Genomic DNA, 18,035 nt, shown 5'->3' on the forward strand with positions numbered 1-18,035 from the left:
CGGCTCACGTAAGAGCCGCCATTCTTGAAGCTTTCGCTTACTACTCCTCATCCTGGATATACATGGAGTAAATCTGTTGCAGCTGCTCTTCCAGACGTTCCATGCGCACAAAACGATCCGCTCGAATATACTCCTTCTGCTCCACAATCATGATCATTGTTGGAACGGTAAAAATAAGAAACTTGGAAGCGACCTCTTCCACTTCGTTAGCATTAATGTGACCCAGATATATGGATGGATAAGGTTCAAGCAGCGCCCTGATCTTGGGCAGTAAAGCGTGACATACACTGCACTCTGGACGAGATACATACAAAAAAACCAATTCATGTTGGTGAATAGCTTCTTCAACCATTTCTATGGATGTTAACTCATGAATAACTTTCACAGAAGCTCAATCCTTTCAGTCATTCGATGGCTTACTTAGGACGTGTCTCAAAACTCACTGAAGTGCATCTTTTACCACCTTTTCGCTCCCTGCTGCGTCACTTTCCCTTGACGTGCCCCGGCACGCCTGCGGAAAATTTCCTTGCTTGGAACGAAAATTCGGCAAAATCTGCGCCCTTCGGAGTTTTCAGACACGCCCTAGTTAAAATTTTTCTTTTCAAGTATAGCCTATGTGCGTTAAAATAAAATGGAATATATCCCCATATGAAAGAGGTTATGGCATGAAAAAATCATTCTTATTTCTGTTCACTGCCCTGGTTGTTGTTACTTCCTTCTCGGCGTATGCACCTGTATCTGATGCCTCTGGCGATATTGGAGTAAGCCTGTTATCCGATCGTCAACAGGGTACAGTAAAGTAGCACTTGTACAGAAACCAGCAGGCGACAATTCGGATAACATCTGAATTAGTCGCCTGCTTTATTTCATCCATATTGATTTTATTTCCAATCTCTCTTCCGCAGATAAGATTCAAATACAAAAGTTCCAAACGGTAAAAGACCGGCCAGTCCACCCATCAGCCAGCGTGTTATCTTCCACTTTTTGACCAGAGCCAAGTGTACGAGCGCAATAAGGTACAAAGGAAACAAAATACCATGAATCATGCCCATTACGGCTACAGCGGAAGAGATATCTGCAAAATATTTCAGAGGCATAGCAATAAAAATTAATAGAAGTAATGACACACCCTCCCATATGCCCGCAATTCTGAATCGGCCTGTCACTGTTTTCATAAGGTCCATTCTCACCTTTCCCGCTAATCGTTTGTGAAATATGTAACTTGTAACATGATACGAAAACTTCACGCCACATCTCCGTACAGATATGCCGTTCTGAAGCTCATCTTCAGTATAACGTATGTGTCCGATTCGAAGATGCTTCAAATTTGAATAATTATTGAATCCATAAAACCAGATTCCTACATCAGGTCTTACGGATTCAAGTCGTCTCACGCTCAATTAGCTGGTATGTCAGCTTCTCGGTTTTCAACTCTGTTTTACCCAATACAGCCCATAATTGATGAAATGCTTGGGTGGCTTGCTCCGCAATCGGATTGTGTATGGTCGTGATTCCAAGAACACGGGAAAGCTCAATATCATCAAACCCCACAATGGCGAGTTGTTCCGGTACTTGAATATTTCGTCTGCGTGCTTCACTCAGAATGCCGATGGCTGCATAATCATTCGAACATAATACAGCTTGTGGAAGTTCTGGGCCCTCTGCCATTCTGCGCATCGCTTCTTCGCCATCTGTGGAGCTGAATACAGAATATTGATACGCTTCAGACCACACAGGTAACCCTTTGCTCTTCATAAAAGATTCATAGGCTTCACGGCGGCTCTGGGTATTCAAACTTTCAGCCCTGCCAAATGCATTCGCAATTCGGGTGTATCCTCTCGAAACCAGATGCTCCAGAGCTAACTTATACCCTTCTGCCTGATCCATCGCGACAGACGGAATCTCGTCGTTCCCCATTCGCTGCCAGGAGACAATGGGCCCATACTCCATATATGCCTTTAATTTCCGAGGGTCATTGACACAAGCAATAATAACCAGTCCATCGACTCGTTTACTGCGCAGATCTTCGAACGCCTGCAATTCAATCTCCGGATCTCCACGGGAGGTATAGATAATCGTCTGAAACCCAAAATCCATAGCTGTATCAATGAATTGATTCATGAATGTAAGAATGATCTCACCTGTGGTAGAGGTCACAATGCCAATCTGCTTCGTTTGCCCTGTAGATAACGATATCGCATTTCGGTTGGGAATATAATTCAACTGTTTCATAATATCCGTGATGATCTGTCTTGCTTCATCACTAACATGCGGAGAATGATTAATCACGCGTGACACTGTCGCTTTTGAGTAACCGGACCGCTTCATAATTTCATCAAACTTGGACATCGGAGACTCCCTTCTTGCTAACGAACTATATAAGTTCAACCAATACTATTTTGAATAATAGTATGCCTCAGATTGGGATCAAAAGTAAAACTTGACGTGTAACCCGTTACAACGTTTAAGCTTTTTTTATGTCATACATGAATCATCTTAAAGTGCGTGTTCAAAAAGATCGGTTTTCAGTACCGAGAAGATGGGATGAAGCTAGAAATGGAGTAGCAGAGCGTAGGGAAACTACGTGAGCAACGGACATTTCGGCTGAATTCCATATTCGATGCTGATGATGCCGTTAGGCATCTTTTGTAATCAAAAGCGGGCTTTTTGAACAACATCTTAAAATCAATTTGATGAATGGAGCGATACAAATGAGCAACTCTCAAAATCAAACCTATCAATTCCCGGAAAATTTCCTGTGGGGTGGCGCAATTGCAGCCAATCAGGCTGAAGGTGCATACAATCAAGGCGGCAAAGGATTATCTACGCAGGATGTAGCTCCCAAAGGCATCATGGGGCCGATCACGGAAGAACCAACCGAAGATAACATGAAACTGATCGGTATCGATCTGTATCATCGTTACAAGGAAGATGTAAAACTGTTTGCAGAGATGGGCTTCAAAGTATTCCGTACGTCCATCGCCTGGTCCCGGATTTTCCCAAAAGGGGACGAGCTGGAACCGAATGAAGAAGGTCTGCAGTTTTACGACGATCTGTTTGACGAGTGTCACAAATACGGGATCGAACCACTCGTAACGTTATCCCACTATGAGACACCTCTTCACTTGTCCAAAGAATACGACGGCTGGGTTAACCGAAAAATGGTTGGATTCTACGAGCGTTATGCAACTACTGTCTTCAACCGTTACAAAAACAAAGTAAAATACTGGCTTACTTTTAACGAAATCAATTCGATTCTTGAAGCACCCTTCATGAGTGGAGGCATCTACACGTCAAAGGAGAAGCTTAGCAAGCAAGATCTGTATCAGGCGATCCATCATGAATTCGTAGCTAGTGCTTCTGCTGTGAAACTCTGTCATGAGATTATTCCTACGGCACAGATTGGTTGTATGATGCTCAGTATGCCTACCTACCCGCTGACACCGAACCCAGACGATATGATTAAAGTCATGGAATTCGAACACAGCAACTATTTCTTCGGTGATGTGCATGTAAGAGGTCGCTACCCTGGTTATATGAAACGTTACTTCCGGGAGAATGGAATCGAGATTCATATGGAACCTGGCGACGAGGAAATGTTGCTTCATACGGTAGATTTTATCTCTTTCAGTTATTACATGAGTATCTGTCAGACGGCAGACCCGGAGAAACAAATCGCAGGTGAAGGTAACCTGCTTGGCGGCGTACCTAACCCTTATCTACCAGCTAGTGAATGGGGATGGCAGATTGACCCGCAAGGCTTGCGTTATGTGCTTAACATGTTTTATGACCGTTATCAGAAACCACTGTTTATTGTAGAGAATGGTCTTGGCGCTGTCGATGAGTTAATCACGGGTGCTGACGGTGAGAAAACAGTCGAAGATGATTACCGAATCCAGTATCTGAATGATCATCTGGTTCAGGTTGGCGAAGCCATTGAAGATGGCGTTGAAATTATGGGTTATACATCATGGGGTTGCATTGATGTGGTCAGTGCGTCTTCTGCCCAGTTGAAAAAACGTTATGGCTACATCTATGTTGATCGTCATGACGATGGTTCAGGAACACTCGAACGTTACCGCAAAAAATCCTTCCATTGGTACAAAGAAGTGATCAGCAGTAACGGGAAAAGTTTGCAGCGTTAAGGTTTTTCAAGCAATGTTTAAGCAAATGTAACAGATTCATCCGTCTATCCCCCAGCAAATAACATGAAAAGTGTCGGATATACGATACCTTGGCATGTTTACTATCTGGGGGATTTTATTTTATTAAAAATACCCGATGATAAATGATAAACATCGGGCATTCTCATTGGCTGTTAGGATATTCTTTACTATATGTTCTTCACTACATCCCTGCTGTACTTTGTTTTGTCTTCTTCCGTTATCTCGCGAATGACCCTGCACGGGTTACCCGCAGCAATCACCCCAGACGGTATACTCTTGGTCACTACGCTCCCTGCTCCAATGATCGTATTGTCTCCAATCGTCACACCGGCAAGAACGGTCACACCGCCACCGATCCACACATTATTGCCTACCGTGATGGGTCCAACAATCTCCAGACCTTCATTGCGCTGCTCCACATCAAAAGGATGGCCTGCAGTATAAAACCCACAATTTGGAGCCACAAAAACGTTATCTCCAAAACTAATTTTGCCTCCATCCAGCATGACAATATTATGATTGCTATAGAAGTTCTCACCAATTTCAATATTATAGCCATAATCACATACAAATGGCTGTTCAATCAGGAAATGATCAGTCGTTTTCCCGAACAGTTTCTTAATTAACGCTTCTCGTTCATTGATCTTGCCTGGATGGAGCTGGTTATAATCGTAACAAAGTCCTTTGGCATACAAACGCTCTTCAATTAACTCTTGATCATAATTGGCATTATATAGTAGCCCTAATTGCGATTTCTCTTTTTCAGTCATCAAGTCGATGCACTCCCTATCTTCTGCCCTTAATTAAGTTAAAGCTCTATCTCTCTAATGATTCTAGCAGGATTGCCGCCCACGATCATATTATCCGGAACATCCTTCGTAACCACAGCGCCTGAAGCAATAACGACGTTATCACCTATGGTAACCCCTGGATTAATAACGGCTCTACCACCGATCCATACATTATTTCCAATCGTGACTGGCTTGCCATACTCTGCTCCCGTGTTACGTTCATGCGGATGGAGTGGATGAGTAGCTGTATAGATATGTACATCTGGACCCATTAAACAATAGTCTCCAATACGAACTTCACACACATCTAATATCGTACAATTAAAGTTGGCATAAAAATGGTTGCCTACATGAATGTTATATCCATAATCCACATGAATATTAGGTTCCATGCCCAGGTGTTCACCTGTAGATCCAAACAGTTCCTTCAGTAACTTGGTTCTAAGCTCACCGTCAGTTTCTGTCGTTTGATTGAATGTGCGCGTCATTCTGCGTGCATATTCTCGATCCTTAGACAATTCGAGATCAGAAGCCATGTACAGCTCGCCATCCAGCATTTTTTGTTTTTCCGTCTTCGTGGTCATAATCACTGCTCCCTTGGTACAAATCATATAGTTTAACTAACATTAGATAATACTTTTTAAAACTATTTTAATTATATAGATTACGATGAATAAAACAAGTCTTGCTCTATATGAAAATAGTTGATACGACTCACCCGCAAACTCGTAAGATAGCAAAAAACCTCTACACCCCATTGACTACGGGGATGCAGAGGTTCAAGTTTTTTGTCTAATTTCTTCATTCTAAGCAACCGCCTGAATGGTTTTTTCCTTCACGCTAATGGCATAGATGGCGGACACCAAACCAAGCAAAATGAGTACAGAGCCGACCCATCCGGTGTGCAGAATCGATGAATGATCGATCACCATGCCACCGATATAGGTACCCAGTGCAATACCTGCATGTGCGATACCTGAATTGGTGCTGATTAGCGTTTCAGCTGTTTCCGGCGAAGTTTTGATAATGAGACTATTCTGTACAGGCATAATCGTCCAGCTCAGTGCACTCCAGATGCTTAACAATATCAAGAAGGCAATCAAAGGTAATTGAACACTGAACGGAATGACAGCCATACTCACGATAAAGGGAATCAGCACAATGACTATCGCTTTAGCAGGATGCAGACGATCGGATAACATGCCCCCGATGCCTCCACCTGCAACAGCAGCGATCCCAAACATCATATAGATAAAGGTAACCATCGTCGCGCTGGCACCCAGGGTTTCTTGCAGAAATGGTGTGAAATACGCATATAAAGTCAAATGACCCGCAAGCACAAGCAAAGTCGTCGCATGGATTGCCAACATTTTCGGATTCCACAGAGCCGTAAGCTGTTTCTTCAGGGATACCGCAGGGATCGGCTGCACACGATCCATCGCAATCCAGATAGCTACCATAACCACTGCGGTCAGTATAGCGATCAACATAAACACTTCACGCCAGCCAGCCAAGTTGCCTACAAAGATACCAAGTGGTACGCCCAGGATAAGTGAGGCACTGCCTCCCATGGTAATGGTCCCCACCGCGCGTCCTTTATACTGTGGTTCTACAATGCGTGCTGCAAGCGTCAGGGAGAGCACAAAAATAAGTGAACCGGTGGCTGCTCCGAGTGCTCTACCCGCCATAAGCATATAGAAGCTGGTACTGAATGCAGAGATCAGATTACTAATCAGAAATACAAACAGCGTACACATATATACTTTTTTACGCTCAAATCTGGCTGTCATATTCAATAAAATCGGCGCAGACAACGCATAGACAAGGGAGAAAATAGAAATTAAATACCCGGCTTTCGCCAGGGAAAGATGAAGATCCGTAGCAATCAGGTCCAGAATGCCGCCCAAGATCAGTTCAACGGTTCCGACCACAAATGCTGCGATAGCAAGCACATATACTTTCTTATTCATGTTGAATCCTCCTCAAAAGTTACAACTACGATAGTAACCCATAAGAATGAAAGTTTCAATAGTTATTCTCATTATTTTTCAAACAAAGATATAACAAAAAAACTATTCTCCAAGAGAATAGTTTTAATAGATCAACCTGGTGAGCAATCGCTCGATTTCAGCATCCTGTAACAGTTGGTCACCATATTTTTGGGTGATTTGGGTAAGAGCAACATCATGGTAGAAATAATCAGTCATCGCTTTAACAATCGGTTTGGACATCGTCTTGATGGCTCGCCATGAATCGTGTTCCACACCGGCAAACAACAGATAAGCATGATCCACAATGAGCAGTTGTGATGGCTCCGGCGCGTCAAGTAATGGAATCAACGAGTATTTCCGGGTTAAGGAGGTCTCCATGCCCCCAACGGCTAACACTTCAACATACACTCCCTGCTTTTCCTTCTGCTCCAGCAGTTCACGATATTTCTCCATTCGCTCATTCCATGCCAGAAAAAGAATCGATGATTCCGCTTCCTCGATAAGTTGTTCAATGTTTGATCCAATGGATGATTCATCTTTTAACGTCCAGATATGTTCATCCGTGAATGTACGTTTGATTTTGTAACTCTTCAGTTCCTCAATATCTTTATCAAAATCAGCCTTGATCTTATGAATAATGGACTGAATATCCACGGCCATATATAATTTCTTCTTTCCATCCATCGTTGTCAGCACCGTACCCTTGTCGATCAGCCGATTGAGTACCTCATATATTTTGGCTTTGGGAACGTTGGAATAATTAACAATGGATGTGGCATCAAGCGGTTTATCCTGCGCAAATATAGCCTCGTATACCTGACTCTCATATTGTGTAAAACCGAATTTCTGCAACATATTTGGATCGGCGCATCCCTTCTTATTATGTCTGGTCTATCTAGTTTAGTCGGCTATACTTCCCATGTCCAGTATGTCCCAACTAACCCGGGATTGTTGAATCAAAATTAAATTTAGCGATGTCTCCAAAATAAAATCACTTTCCAGTGGTTATATTAAGAATCGGAATACACATTTTGCTTGTGAAAGGAGCTGTAATTTTCAATGGAAAGCACGCAAGATTTTGTGAAGAAAGTTAACGAAAATGCCGAAAAACAGCGTCACAATAAAAACAACGGCAAGGGAACACCAGGGGACAAATTGCCATCGAAGCAGCATTCTACGAATAAGTAGAGTCTATTTATTGAACAGCATGACTTCTGTCTAGCACCCTTTCCTCTACTTTTCATCTACTATTAAGAACCTTTAATAGAAAAGAGATGATTAGTATGGCTCGTGTAAACGCTGTTCCACAACCGGATCTGGTATTAATCTACTGGTCCAGAAATCCGCTCGTGCCTGGTTCTGCGCGCAGAATCCAAAGTGTACGTGTGATTGGCAACACGTCTCCGTGTACATTCACATTGGTTCCCGGCGTATTATTGATTAATGCATTAAACTGTTTGCTGGACAACGATATTGGATTCAAAGTGGTATACCGCCAGAAAACGTCAACCATCAGTGGAGTTCTGTTATTGAAACGCAAATAATTAGAAGCAAAAAATGGTGCCTCCCTTTAAGGAGCGCACCATTTTTCATGTTCCATTCTTGGATAATATGAATCAATCATTCTATTGGTTAGCAGCGATCGTTTCATTCACTTCCTGTGTGATCTGATCACCGCCAAGTTTCTTCCAATTGGCAACAAAGTTATCGAACTCGTCAATCGACAGGTTACCATAGATGATTTTCAGGAACGTCTCGGCTCTCAATTTATCCAGCGTAGCTTGCTTGGTATTCATCGTTCTCGTTGGTGCATAGATGAATTCATTCATGACAATCAGGTCATTATCCCGATAATATTTAATCACACCTTGTGAACTCTCTGGGCCAAATATCCGCTCCATATGCCACTTGTCGAGATTACCATTCCGATAATCCATAATATCATCATAGAACAGCTTCGCTTCGAGTTCCAATCCGGACGTATCTCCTGTTTCAAGCGCCTGCTCCACTTCGTCCTGCGCCTTCACATTTTTGTTGGCTGGCAGGTTAGAGACCGTCGCATTATGAAAACCAAGACCTGTCAGTCCATTTAAGTAAGCAGCCCGTTCTTCCTTCGCAGACTCACCGAACATTTTCTCAGCCTGGAAATTGAGCAATTTGATTAACGCTTCCGGATGCTCGTAACCTTTGCGAACGGCAAATATGCCGCCCAGGCTAAGATGGTTCTGTGTTTTTGCCGGCTGATCATCAATCGATTGAACCGGGTAAGGCATCCAGTCGATGTTCTTGTCTTTCTTAATCATACTGCTAACCTGAAAAGGTGCCCATTGTGGCAGGAAGAACATGCCTGACTTGCCTGCATTCACATCCTCCATCATTTTAGCAAAATCTTTAACGCCAAATTCGGGATCAAGAACGCCCTTCTGATACAGAGTCTGGAGCTCACGCAATCCTTCTTTCACTTCCGGTTGGATCGTTCCATTCACGACTTGACCTGAAGCATCCTTAATCCAGGTTTCGAGATAACCATGATAGCCGAGCAAGAACGCGTTGATAGGTAAATCCTTGTTTAAGGCAATACCGTACGTATCATCTTTGCCATTTCCGTCTGGATCTTCGAAGGTAAAGGCTTCCGCAATCTGGATGACATCCTGCATGGTTTTAGGTGCCTCAAGCCCAACCTTTTTCAGCCAATCCTGACGAATCCAGATCATATCCGAGGAATCCAACGAACCTGGGAAGCTCACCATGGCGTATATTTTTCCATCCTTGGTTACCGGCTTCAAACCTGCTCCATCTTCAGCAGACATGAACTCCTTAACCAGTTCGGATGCATATTTGTCATATACTTCGGTCAGGTCCTCCAGCATCCCTGCTTCATGCAGTTGTTCGAATTGAACAGCGCTCACTTTCAGTACATCCGGCAGATCACCACTCGCGAGCGTGACATTCATCTTATCGTTATAATTGGCATCCGGAACAATCCATTCGTACGATACATCAATACCGAGTTCATCCTTATACCCTCTGGTCCAGATGTTATTGGCGTGTGTATCTCCTTGTGCTAGCGATTCTTTCCCCGTTTCATTCATGGTAGAAGTTAATTTAATCGGTGGGTCGTATTTCGTAAGTGGTCCTCCTGCATCCTGCTGTGTGTTCGGCTCAGCTTCATTCTCGGCGCTTCCCGCACCGGACGAACAGGCTGCAAGTGTGGTGGCTAGCACCATGGTTAATGTTAATAATGAGAACTTCTTGAATGATATATTCATGCGAATCCCCCTTTTTTCTCCTCCCGTGAGGTATAATATTATATTACAAAGAAAGCGCTATCACTTCGAGTGTACCCCGTTGACATCTGGTATCTTTGATTTACTCTTTGAGACATCCTCTAACTTTTCTGATCACGATACTCTTGAGGGGTGCAACCTGTCGCTTTTTTGAAGAAACGATAAAAATAATGCTGATCGCTAAACCCAACCTTCGCAGATATTTCATGCATCTTGCAGGTCGAACCCAGAAGCAACTCTTTGCTTCGCTCCACTCTAAGGTCATGGATGTAGTCGGATATACCTTTACCTGTAATCCGTTTGTACCAACGCGACAGATAAGAAGGATTAAGAGAGACTTCCTGTGCGATCCGTGTGAGTGAGAGGTCGTCCTCCAGATGGTGCTTGATATAATGATGGATCGTGATCAGTATCTGTGATTGGTCGTTCAAGCGAGCATTGCTTCGTTTGGAGATCATCCATTCGTATGCAGATTGATAAAAGATAACCAGTTCGGACCATGCGGTATGGATGTCAAAATGCAGCATTCGGGACAGCGCTATTTCTTCCATTGCCGATTCATATAATCCTAATTCGTGCAGGACTTCAATGAACACATTGGCTGCGCCATTATAGGTTTTCATACGAAAGAACGGATCTTGAAGTCCTTTCTTCGCAGCCTCGCTCCATTTATGGAAGGACTCCATCCACTCCCGGTCACCTGCTGTTATTCGCTGTTTGATGTGCTCCAGATGCAGTACTACGACACCCTGTTGATTCATCATGCTAGGAGTGTAAGGCAATTCATCCTGGATATTGACACGCAGCAGCTTCTCCATCCCCAGCCCCGGACTCTCATGAATCGATAGACGCAACTGCGCAATAGCCTGATTAACCCTATTCCACTCTACCGCCTGCTCACTAATCATGATGGATACAGACAGGTTCAGACAGTCCGCACAGGATTGCTGCACAGACTCCAGTGTGCCATAGACAAAACGAAGAGTTTGTTGCCAGTTATCCAGCTGACTCCCTCGTTCCCCTTCAGTATTAGATACGTGGGACGGATGCGCCCCTTGCGATTGAATAAAGCAAGCGATGACCTGAGTGTCCAGATCAATTGCCTTCACCTTGGCCTTGTCCTGCAGTAGTTCCTCTGCAACATTGGCAACGGCATAGCGGATTAAACTGCGATCCGCCTGAGATTGATAGTTGTTCCATTCTTCTACCCGGATGATTACTGGAATAACGAGTTGATCGGATTCGAAAGGTAGCTGTACAGCATCAAGTTCTTCCTGAAGTGAAATGATATCATGGCTTTCCGTTCGCTTAAGCACATCCAGCAGCAATTGACGCTGTAACTGGGGCAGCGCTCGTGGCAATTTACTGCGAAACCATGCAGCTTGGTAGCGAAAATCATTCTCTTCCGAGATCTGTCTTAATGCCCGTTCTACCGCAGCCCGAATGTGATTCATGCCCTCTGTCTTTAACAGGTAATCAACAACGCAAGGATTCCGAATAGCTTGGTGTGCATAATCAAATTCGTTATGACCTGTCAGCAAGAGGACTTTGCATCGTGGCCACCGATCCATAATCTGCTCAATTAACTGCATGCCATCCATGCCAGGCATACAGATATCGCTGAGTACAATATCAACCTTTACCGAGTTCAGCCAATCGATAGCTTCATAGGCAGAGTATGCCTTGATTATCTCCATGTCCTGAAGATTTGCTTTTTGAAAGAACGCATACAGTCCGTCCAGAATAACGGGTTCATCATCTACGATAAGCATCCTCTGCATGACGTTACTCCCCCTCCCATGGAATCTTCACTATAATGCACAACCCACCGAGCTCACTTCGCTGTGCTGTAAGACCATAACCAGCCCCGAATTTGATTCTTAATCGCTGATTCACATTGATGAGCCCGGTTATCTCTTCGTTTCCATGTTTCCGCTCTGTTTCCTCAAATGCAGATTGCAGATAAATCAATGTTTCATCACTTAACTGATCCCCATCATCCTCAATGCGAATGGATAGATTGTCCAGGCACTTTTGGTACGAGATCTGTAGGATACCTCCTTGGCTGCGTTTGGCTAGTGCATGCTCAAACACATTCTCTACAATCGGCTGAATCATGACTCTGGGAACGGAAATGACTCTGTATCTTGCGTCCAGATCCTCCAATTCTAATTGAATCCTCGAACCAAACCGGATTTTTTGAATGGATGCATAGACCAGCGCATGGTCAATCTCAGCCCCCAACGATACCTCCGTATGAGAATCCCGAGACATATACCTGAAATATTGACCCAGGTAGTCGGTGAATTCCTGAATGAGCTCCACATTCTCCACCTCAGCCATTTGCTTGATGCTGAACAGACTGTTGTATAGAAAGTGAGGTTGAATCTGGGATTGCAGATGTTTGAGTTCCGCCTCACTTGTTCGAATGCGTGCAACATAATTCTCATCGATCAAAATATGTAAGCGTTCTATCATATGGTTGAATCGGGAGTACAAATAGCCGAATTCATCCCTTCTGGATGAAGGAATATGTACACTTGTCTGGCCCTGTTCAGCCATTCTAAATCCTCGGATGAGCAACGATAAAGGTTGGTGAATCGATCTATAGATCGAAAACGAGAAGACAATAATAATTACAACCGACATGAAGGTCACCATCCATAACCATATGTTGTATTGTTCCAGTGGTGCGCTCAGCACATCCTGCGGAATAGTGGCTGTCAGCGTGAACGAATGATCTTTATCGTGTAAAGAATAATAGAGATATGGATCAGATTGGAACTTTGTAACTTGCATGGACTCAGACGGTTCAGGCGGAACTGTTCGAATCGGTTTTACAGGTGCTGGCTGCTCTGAAGAAGAGATGACTACATTATGGTGTTCACCAAAACTCAGTGTAATCTCACTTTCACCCGTTTCCGACAGTTGCTGCAAACGATGTTTCAGTTCTTCAGCAGACAAGCGTATTCCTAATATAAAATTGGGTGGCTCCTCATGGTTCATGTTATACGGATTACTTTTCAGGAAATAGAGATCGTTATTGGAATGCGATAATTCGCCATTCAGATTCCCCATCGTCGCGAGCAGATTCTTCCACTCGGTATCCTCTACATCCCGAATCCCGTCCGCCGCACTGACCCGTTTATGCAGAGCGGGAACGTAATACACAACATCACTAATATAAGGACTCGTCACCATGATCTGACCCAACTTATTGTGAATGTTGTTCAGGCTGGACGTGATTTCATACCTGCTCATAATCGCAGCCCTTGTACTTAGCGTGGACATGGGTTCATCAAATGAAAATTCGGTAACCAGCGCACTCATTCGCTCCAATTCGAATTGCAGATGATTATGGTAGAAGTACAATTTGGACTCATGGGCCTTCTCCACCTCCGTTTGCATTTGTTTGGAGCTGAGTTGCGTAATCATAATGCTTATCCCGTACAGGGGCAGAATGACCAGTATAAAAGCAATCATCAGTTTGACGACAATGGATGACTCTCTCCATCTCCCCCAAATGAATCTCAACATTCCATCTCCCCTCTCCTCAATAGCAAAAAAGGAGCCAGAAATCGGCTCCTCCATCGATTGGTTTTCCTCCTATCGATCTTATCCCTTTACACTTCCGACGACAAGCCCATGAACGAAATACCGCTGCAGGAACGGATACACGAGTAGAATCGGAATAACGGACAAAAAGATCTGGGAAGCTTGGGTAGTTCTATCCGATACCTGACTTAAGAGTGTCGCATCCTCCAGCGTCATCATCTCGCTCTGAATCATCGTCACCTGCTGTAACATGGACTGAAGATATGTAGCAAGCGGATAGCCTTCCGGACTTTTCATGTAGATCATGCCATCGAACCAGGCGTTCCAGTGTCCCACCATGGCGAACAGCGTAATGGTCGCAATACTGGGAAGTGAAATAGGAAGATAGATGCTGCATAACGTGCGGAAATGTCCTGCTCCATCCATCCAGGAGGCCTCTTCAAGTTCCTTTGGCAATCCCCGGAAGAAATTAAGCATTAGAAGTACATTAAAGATCGGAACAGCACCCGGCAGAATCAGAGCCCAGATGGAATCCAACAAGCCCGCTTCCTTAACCACCAGGTAACCCGGGATCAATCCTCCACTGAATAACATGGTGAATACGAATATCCAGGCATAGAACGTTCTTGAACGGAATTTCGTAGCCTCTTTGGAGAGCGGATAAGCTACCAGAATCGTGAAGATCAGATTGGTCGTAACCCCCAGAATGACACGTAGAAGGCTCGTGCCGAATGAGTTCAGGAATTGCTGATTTTCCAGAATGTATTGATAGGAGGACAATGTAAAATCCACAGGCCAGAATGTGACGCTTCCCGCTTTGACCGCATCACTTGAACTAAATGAAATCGCTAATATATTCACAATCGGGAACAGGCATAACAAGGCAAGAATCGTCAGGATGACGTAGTTAAACCCTAGGAACCACTGATAGGCTCTTGAAGCGTGGTGCATGACTCTGCCTCCTTTCTAGAATATCCGATAATTCGCGAACCGATAGGCCAAGAAATAACCAAGTCCAATAAAAATGAACGAAACGACAGATTTGATCAGCCCCAACGCTGTGGATACAGAATACTGTGCATCCTGCAATCCAATCCGATAGATCATCGTATCGAGAATATCTCCTGATTCATACACCAAAGGATTATACAAATTGAACACTTGATCAAAACCGCCGTTGAGTACATTCCCCAGACTAAGCGTTACCATCAAAATTACGATCGGGCGAATGCCTGGCAGTGTGATATGCCATGTCTGCTTCCATCTTCCCGCTCCATCCATAACAGAGGCTTCGTAGAGTGACTTATCAATATTCGTGAGGGCAGCAAGATAGATAATCGTACCAAATCCGAATTCTTTCCATTGGTCTGTGATGACAAGTATGTATGGAAACCACTCGTTACTGGCCAGGAATTGAATCGGGTCAATTCCGAGGGATTTGAGCAACATATTAACGATCCCCGTGCTCGGAGATAACACATCCACGATGATTCCCGCCAGAATTACCCAAGAGAAAAAGTGAGGCATATAGATTACAGTCTGAATCGTTCTTTTGAAACCTGTCTTGCGAACCTCGTTGAGTAATAAGGCTACAAGTACCGGAATGACCAAGCCGGACACAATTTTCATCGTTGATATAAATACCGTATTCCATACAACTTGCGAGAAACCGGGCAGATCGAACAGATACCTGAAATTATCCCACCCCACCCAGTTCATGTTTTTGAATCCGGCAATGGGAGAGAAATTCTGAAAGGCAATAGAGAGCCCCGCCATCGGAATGTAACCGAATACAATAATAATCAGTAGTCCGGGTAGAATCATTAAATGAAGCGGAACGTTTCGGATGAATTGTTTGTAGTTGGAACGCATAGCTGACTCCTCCTTCAACGTTTATTATAGGAGCAGCCAGATCACCGCAATAGTGTGGGCTATTTACTTTGGGTATCTTTTGTTGACCCTTTGCACAGTTCAACCGCCATACCAAAAAAGAATCGAATCAGTTGCAATTCTATTCTTAAGCCATTAGAATGAACTCTTTTGAGATATGCTTAGACATAGACATGACGGACAGGATTCGCTAACTACGATATGAAACCTTACATTCCATTGTACGTAATGTAATATTTACCATTAGGGTGTAGAGGAAACTGTTATTTATTTTGATTACAATGAGGGATATTATGAAAAAACAATTTATGGTACTTGGTCTTGGACGATTCGGTTCAAGCTTGACACACACACTCATCAAAAATGGGCATGAAGTGCTCGCTGTAGACAAAAGCGAAACTCTTGTTCAGGAGATTTCAACGGTGGCAACCCATGCGGTACAAGCAGATTGCACTGACAAATCAGTCCTTATGGAGCTTGGGGCAAGCAACTTTTCACACGCTATTGTCGCGATCGGCGAAGATCTGCAAGCAAGTATACTAACCACTTTGTTATTGAAAGAACTTAATGTGCCCAAAGTAACAGCCAAAGCAAAAAATGATAACCATGGCAGTGTGCTTAGCAAGATTGGTGCGGACCAGATCGTTTATCCTGAACGTGACATGGCCACAAGGCTGGGAAATCAGCTTAGCTCAGACAACATTATTGATTCCATTGAATTGTCTTCAGATTATAATCTGGTCGAGATCAAAGCTCCCTTAAGTATGAATCAGAAGACTTTGCTAGAACTCAATATTCGGGCTGAATATGGATGTACGGTTATCGCCATCAAAACAGGGAATAACCTGAATATCTCACCCATGGCGGAAGACACAGTCCGTGCGGGAGATATGCTCTTGTTAATAGGCAGTAACGATGACATTCGAAATCTGGAGAGTGATTATGAACCAAAGAGATAAACGCTTGACGGGAACTCCGACTCTGATAAACATTGAATCAATTGTAAACAAGTTGAAAAATAATATGAGCCCTCCACAACTCATCATGATGATCTTCTTCACTCTCATCTGGATCGGAGCCATATTGCTGGCACTGCCGATATCTTCAAGTACCGGGACTTCCATCGGTTTACTTGATGCCTTGTTCACAGCAACCTCCGCTATATGTGTAAATGGGCTGATTGTCTTGGATACAGGGAGTGTCTTTTCAACATTCGGACAGGTCATCATCATGATTTTGATTCAGGTTGGTGGACTGGGTTTCATGACACTAGGTGTAATGGTTGCCATTATTCTGGGGAAACGGATTGGTTTGAAACAGAGGCTTCTTATTCAACAAGCCACCAATACCTCCTCTGCTCAAGGTCTGGTTAAGCTATCCATGTATATTGTACTTATAGCCTTTGCTTTTGAAGCTCTGGCTACCGTGGTTCTTACATTGCGCTGGCAGAGCGATTTGGGATGGGGACAAGCTTTCTATTACGCCATATTCCATTCCATCTCTGCCTTCAATAATGCGGGTTTCTCTCTTTGGAGTGATAGCCTTACCCCATTTGTTGGTGACCCGATTGTTAATCTTACAGTCATTACGCTCTTTATCATTGGCGGCTTGGGTTATATTGTGGTTGTGGATGTATTCCGCAAGCGTTCATGGAGAAAGCTCTCCCTTCATTCAAAAATTGTGTTAATCGGCAGTTTTTCTCTGTACTTGTTTGGATTTCTCACCATTTTTTTACTTGAGAGTTGGAATCCTTCTACGTTCGCTGATTTATCTTACAGTGAACGTATATGGGCTTCTCTATTTCAGGGCACTGCTCCTCGAAGCTCTGGATTCAATACCATTGACATTGGAAGTATGTTGGCCACATCCCAATTTTTCATTATTATCCTAATGTTCATTGGGGCTTCTTCCGGCGGAACAGGTGGAGGAATTAAAATCAATACTTTTGTAGTCCTTGTTCTTGCAACCATACAAACATTTCGGGGCGGCGGACAGATTCATGCCTTTGAGCGTAAAATTGCAGAAGAAACAGTAATGCGTGCACTCGCTGTTGTCTTAAGTTCTCTCGCCTTTGTGCTTGGGATCTCCATTCTGCTATCCATATCCGAAGGCATTCTTGAAAATCATTTTCTGGATGTTCTGTTTGAAGCCACTTCAGCATTTAGCACCACTGGACTCTCGATGGGTCTGACAAGTGAGTTGAGTGTTGCCGGTAAAATTATAGTCTCTATTACGATGTTTGCAGGACGATTGGGACCATTAACTCTGGCTTTCGCACTGGCTCAGAAGAAACGCACATCCAAAATAGGTTATGCAGAGGACCATGTCCTTATTGGTTAACATTCCTGACTACTG

Annotated in this window: 18 protein-coding genes; 6 read left to right on the forward strand and 12 right to left on the reverse strand. The window is 43.8% G+C overall.

Going from position 1 to position 18,035, the window contains the following annotated elements:
* Positions 1 to 40: 40 nt before the first annotated feature.
* Positions 41 to 385: a thioredoxin family protein gene (locus tag AB4111_RS02710; protein ID WP_442030268.1), complete on the reverse strand. Its 345-nt coding sequence runs from the start codon at positions 383 to 385 to the stop codon at positions 41 to 43.
* A 280-nt stretch (positions 386 to 665) separates the two neighbouring features.
* On the opposite strand from AB4111_RS02710, the gene AB4111_RS02715 reads away from it, so the two are divergent.
* On the forward strand, positions 666 to 803 hold the full coding sequence (locus AB4111_RS02715) for a hypothetical protein (protein ID WP_179198532.1): 138 nt from the start codon (positions 666 to 668) through the stop codon (positions 801 to 803).
* 78 nt (positions 804 to 881) lie between these two features.
* Here the strand turns inward: AB4111_RS02715 and AB4111_RS02720 are convergent, their stop codons facing one another.
* Positions 882 to 1,175, reverse strand: coding sequence for a DUF3817 domain-containing protein (locus AB4111_RS02720; protein WP_036608336.1), 294 nt, complete (start codon positions 1,173 to 1,175; stop codon positions 882 to 884).
* A gap of 205 nt (positions 1,176 to 1,380) precedes the next feature.
* The gene (locus AB4111_RS02725) at positions 1,381 to 2,349 is read right to left on the reverse strand and encodes a LacI family DNA-binding transcriptional regulator (RefSeq protein ID WP_442030271.1); all 969 of its coding nucleotides are present in this window, start codon (positions 2,347 to 2,349) and stop codon (positions 1,381 to 1,383) included.
* Positions 2,350 to 2,711: 362 nt separating this feature from the next.
* Between AB4111_RS02725 and AB4111_RS02730 the strand changes: the two genes are divergently transcribed.
* Positions 2,712 to 4,145 (forward strand): glycoside hydrolase family 1 protein, encoded by a 1,434-nt coding sequence (locus AB4111_RS02730; protein ID WP_442030273.1) that lies wholly within the window; start codon positions 2,712 to 2,714, stop codon positions 4,143 to 4,145.
* 188 nt (positions 4,146 to 4,333) lie between these two features.
* Here AB4111_RS02730 and AB4111_RS02735 read toward each other — a convergent pair whose 3' ends face one another.
* The 4 genes from AB4111_RS02735 to AB4111_RS02750 form a co-directional block, all read right to left on the reverse strand.
* On the reverse strand, positions 4,334 to 4,936 hold the full coding sequence (locus AB4111_RS02735; protein WP_442031561.1) for a sugar O-acetyltransferase: 603 nt from the start codon (positions 4,934 to 4,936) through the stop codon (positions 4,334 to 4,336).
* A 38-nt stretch (positions 4,937 to 4,974) separates the two neighbouring features.
* Entirely contained in the window at positions 4,975 to 5,541 is a 567-nt protein-coding gene (locus tag AB4111_RS02740; protein WP_442030275.1) for a sugar O-acetyltransferase, read from the reverse strand.
* Positions 5,542 to 5,763: 222 nt separating this feature from the next.
* Positions 5,764 to 6,927, reverse strand: a complete 1,164-nt coding sequence (locus tag AB4111_RS02745; protein WP_442030277.1) for an MFS transporter — start codon at positions 6,925 to 6,927, stop codon at positions 5,764 to 5,766.
* A 123-nt stretch (positions 6,928 to 7,050) separates the two neighbouring features.
* Positions 7,051 to 7,803 carry a TrmB family transcriptional regulator gene (locus AB4111_RS02750; RefSeq protein ID WP_442030279.1) on the reverse strand — a complete coding sequence of 251 codons (753 nt, stop codon included), beginning with the start codon at positions 7,801 to 7,803 and terminating at the stop codon, positions 7,051 to 7,053.
* Between the two features lie 204 nt (positions 7,804 to 8,007).
* On the opposite strand from AB4111_RS02750, the gene AB4111_RS02755 reads away from it, so the two are divergent.
* On the forward strand, positions 8,008 to 8,136 hold the full coding sequence (locus tag AB4111_RS02755; protein WP_442030281.1) for a DUF4023 family protein: 129 nt from the start codon (positions 8,008 to 8,010) through the stop codon (positions 8,134 to 8,136).
* A gap of 95 nt (positions 8,137 to 8,231) precedes the next feature.
* Positions 8,232 to 8,492, forward strand: coding sequence for a hypothetical protein (locus tag AB4111_RS02760; RefSeq protein ID WP_442030283.1), 261 nt, complete (start codon positions 8,232 to 8,234; stop codon positions 8,490 to 8,492).
* An 81-nt stretch (positions 8,493 to 8,573) separates the two neighbouring features.
* Here the strand turns inward: AB4111_RS02760 and AB4111_RS02765 are convergent, their stop codons facing one another.
* The 5 genes from AB4111_RS02765 to AB4111_RS02785 all read right to left on the reverse strand — a co-directional run bounded on the left by AB4111_RS02765 (position 8,574) and on the right by AB4111_RS02785 (position 15,662).
* The gene (locus tag AB4111_RS02765; protein ID WP_442030285.1) at positions 8,574 to 10,217 is read right to left on the reverse strand and encodes an extracellular solute-binding protein; all 1,644 of its coding nucleotides are present in this window, start codon (positions 10,215 to 10,217) and stop codon (positions 8,574 to 8,576) included.
* Positions 10,218 to 10,336: 119 nt separating this feature from the next.
* On the reverse strand, positions 10,337 to 12,016 hold the full coding sequence (locus AB4111_RS02770; RefSeq protein ID WP_442030287.1) for a response regulator transcription factor: 1,680 nt from the start codon (positions 12,014 to 12,016) through the stop codon (positions 10,337 to 10,339).
* 4 nt (positions 12,017 to 12,020) lie between these two features.
* A complete protein-coding gene (locus AB4111_RS02775) occupies positions 12,021 to 13,772 on the reverse strand; it encodes a sensor histidine kinase (protein WP_442030289.1) in 1,752 nt (583 codons plus the stop codon).
* A 78-nt stretch (positions 13,773 to 13,850) separates the two neighbouring features.
* The gene (locus AB4111_RS02780) at positions 13,851 to 14,741 is read right to left on the reverse strand and encodes a carbohydrate ABC transporter permease (RefSeq protein ID WP_442030291.1); all 891 of its coding nucleotides are present in this window, start codon (positions 14,739 to 14,741) and stop codon (positions 13,851 to 13,853) included.
* 15 nt (positions 14,742 to 14,756) lie between these two features.
* Positions 14,757 to 15,662 (reverse strand): ABC transporter permease, encoded by a 906-nt coding sequence (locus AB4111_RS02785; protein WP_307536946.1) that lies wholly within the window; start codon positions 15,660 to 15,662, stop codon positions 14,757 to 14,759.
* Positions 15,663 to 15,973: 311 nt separating this feature from the next.
* Between AB4111_RS02785 and AB4111_RS02790 the strand changes: the two genes are divergently transcribed.
* Both AB4111_RS02790 and AB4111_RS02795 read left to right on the forward strand, forming a co-directional pair.
* On the forward strand, positions 15,974 to 16,639 hold the full coding sequence (locus AB4111_RS02790; protein WP_091016628.1) for a potassium channel family protein: 666 nt from the start codon (positions 15,974 to 15,976) through the stop codon (positions 16,637 to 16,639).
* Positions 16,623 to 18,020, forward strand: coding sequence for a TrkH family potassium uptake protein (locus AB4111_RS02795; RefSeq protein ID WP_442030294.1), 1,398 nt, complete (start codon positions 16,623 to 16,625; stop codon positions 18,018 to 18,020). Before AB4111_RS02790 ends, AB4111_RS02795 begins: the two co-directional genes overlap by 17 nt.
* Positions 18,021 to 18,035 lie beyond the last annotated feature (15 nt).

It is taken from the genome of Paenibacillus sp. 2KB_22, from assembly GCF_052115745.1.
Lineage (GTDB): Bacteria > Bacillota > Bacilli > Paenibacillales > Paenibacillaceae > Paenibacillus.

Excerpts from the sequence above, each read along its gene's own strand:
- AB4111_RS02755 (WP_442030281.1), top strand. The coding sequence starts at position 8,008 with ATGGAAAGCACGCAAGATTTTGTGAAGAAAGTTAACGAAAATGCCGAA.
- AB4111_RS02730 (WP_442030273.1), top strand. The coding sequence starts at position 2,712 with ATGAGCAACTCTCAAAATCAAACCTATCAATTCCCGGAAAATTTCCTG.
- AB4111_RS02775 (WP_442030289.1), bottom strand. The coding sequence starts at position 13,772 with ATGTTGAGATTCATTTGGGGGAGATGGAGAGAGTCATCCATTGTCGTC.
- AB4111_RS02760 (WP_442030283.1), top strand. The coding sequence starts at position 8,232 with ATGGCTCGTGTAAACGCTGTTCCACAACCGGATCTGGTATTAATCTAC.
- AB4111_RS02790 (WP_091016628.1), top strand. The coding sequence starts at position 15,974 with ATGAAAAAACAATTTATGGTACTTGGTCTTGGACGATTCGGTTCAAGC.
- AB4111_RS02765 (WP_442030285.1), bottom strand. The coding sequence starts at position 10,217 with ATGAATATATCATTCAAGAAGTTCTCATTATTAACATTAACCATGGTG.
- AB4111_RS02720 (WP_036608336.1), bottom strand. The coding sequence starts at position 1,175 with ATGAAAACAGTGACAGGCCGATTCAGAATTGCGGGCATATGGGAGGGT.
- AB4111_RS02740 (WP_442030275.1), bottom strand. The coding sequence starts at position 5,541 with ATGACCACGAAGACGGAAAAACAAAAAATGCTGGATGGCGAGCTGTAC.
- AB4111_RS02770 (WP_442030287.1), bottom strand. The coding sequence starts at position 12,016 with ATGCAGAGGATGCTTATCGTAGATGATGAACCCGTTATTCTGGACGGA.
- AB4111_RS02785 (WP_307536946.1), bottom strand. The coding sequence starts at position 15,662 with ATGCGTTCCAACTACAAACAATTCATCCGAAACGTTCCGCTTCATTTA.
- AB4111_RS02715 (WP_179198532.1), top strand. The coding sequence starts at position 666 with ATGAAAAAATCATTCTTATTTCTGTTCACTGCCCTGGTTGTTGTTACT.
- AB4111_RS02745 (WP_442030277.1), bottom strand. The coding sequence starts at position 6,927 with ATGAATAAGAAAGTATATGTGCTTGCTATCGCAGCATTTGTGGTCGGA.
- AB4111_RS02795 (WP_442030294.1), top strand. The coding sequence starts at position 16,623 with ATGAACCAAAGAGATAAACGCTTGACGGGAACTCCGACTCTGATAAAC.
- AB4111_RS02750 (WP_442030279.1), bottom strand. The coding sequence starts at position 7,803 with ATGTTGCAGAAATTCGGTTTTACACAATATGAGAGTCAGGTATACGAG.
- AB4111_RS02725 (WP_442030271.1), bottom strand. The coding sequence starts at position 2,349 with ATGTCCAAGTTTGATGAAATTATGAAGCGGTCCGGTTACTCAAAAGCG.
- AB4111_RS02780 (WP_442030291.1), bottom strand. The coding sequence starts at position 14,741 with ATGCACCACGCTTCAAGAGCCTATCAGTGGTTCCTAGGGTTTAACTAC.
- AB4111_RS02735 (WP_442031561.1), bottom strand. The coding sequence starts at position 4,936 with ATGACTGAAAAAGAGAAATCGCAATTAGGGCTACTATATAATGCCAAT.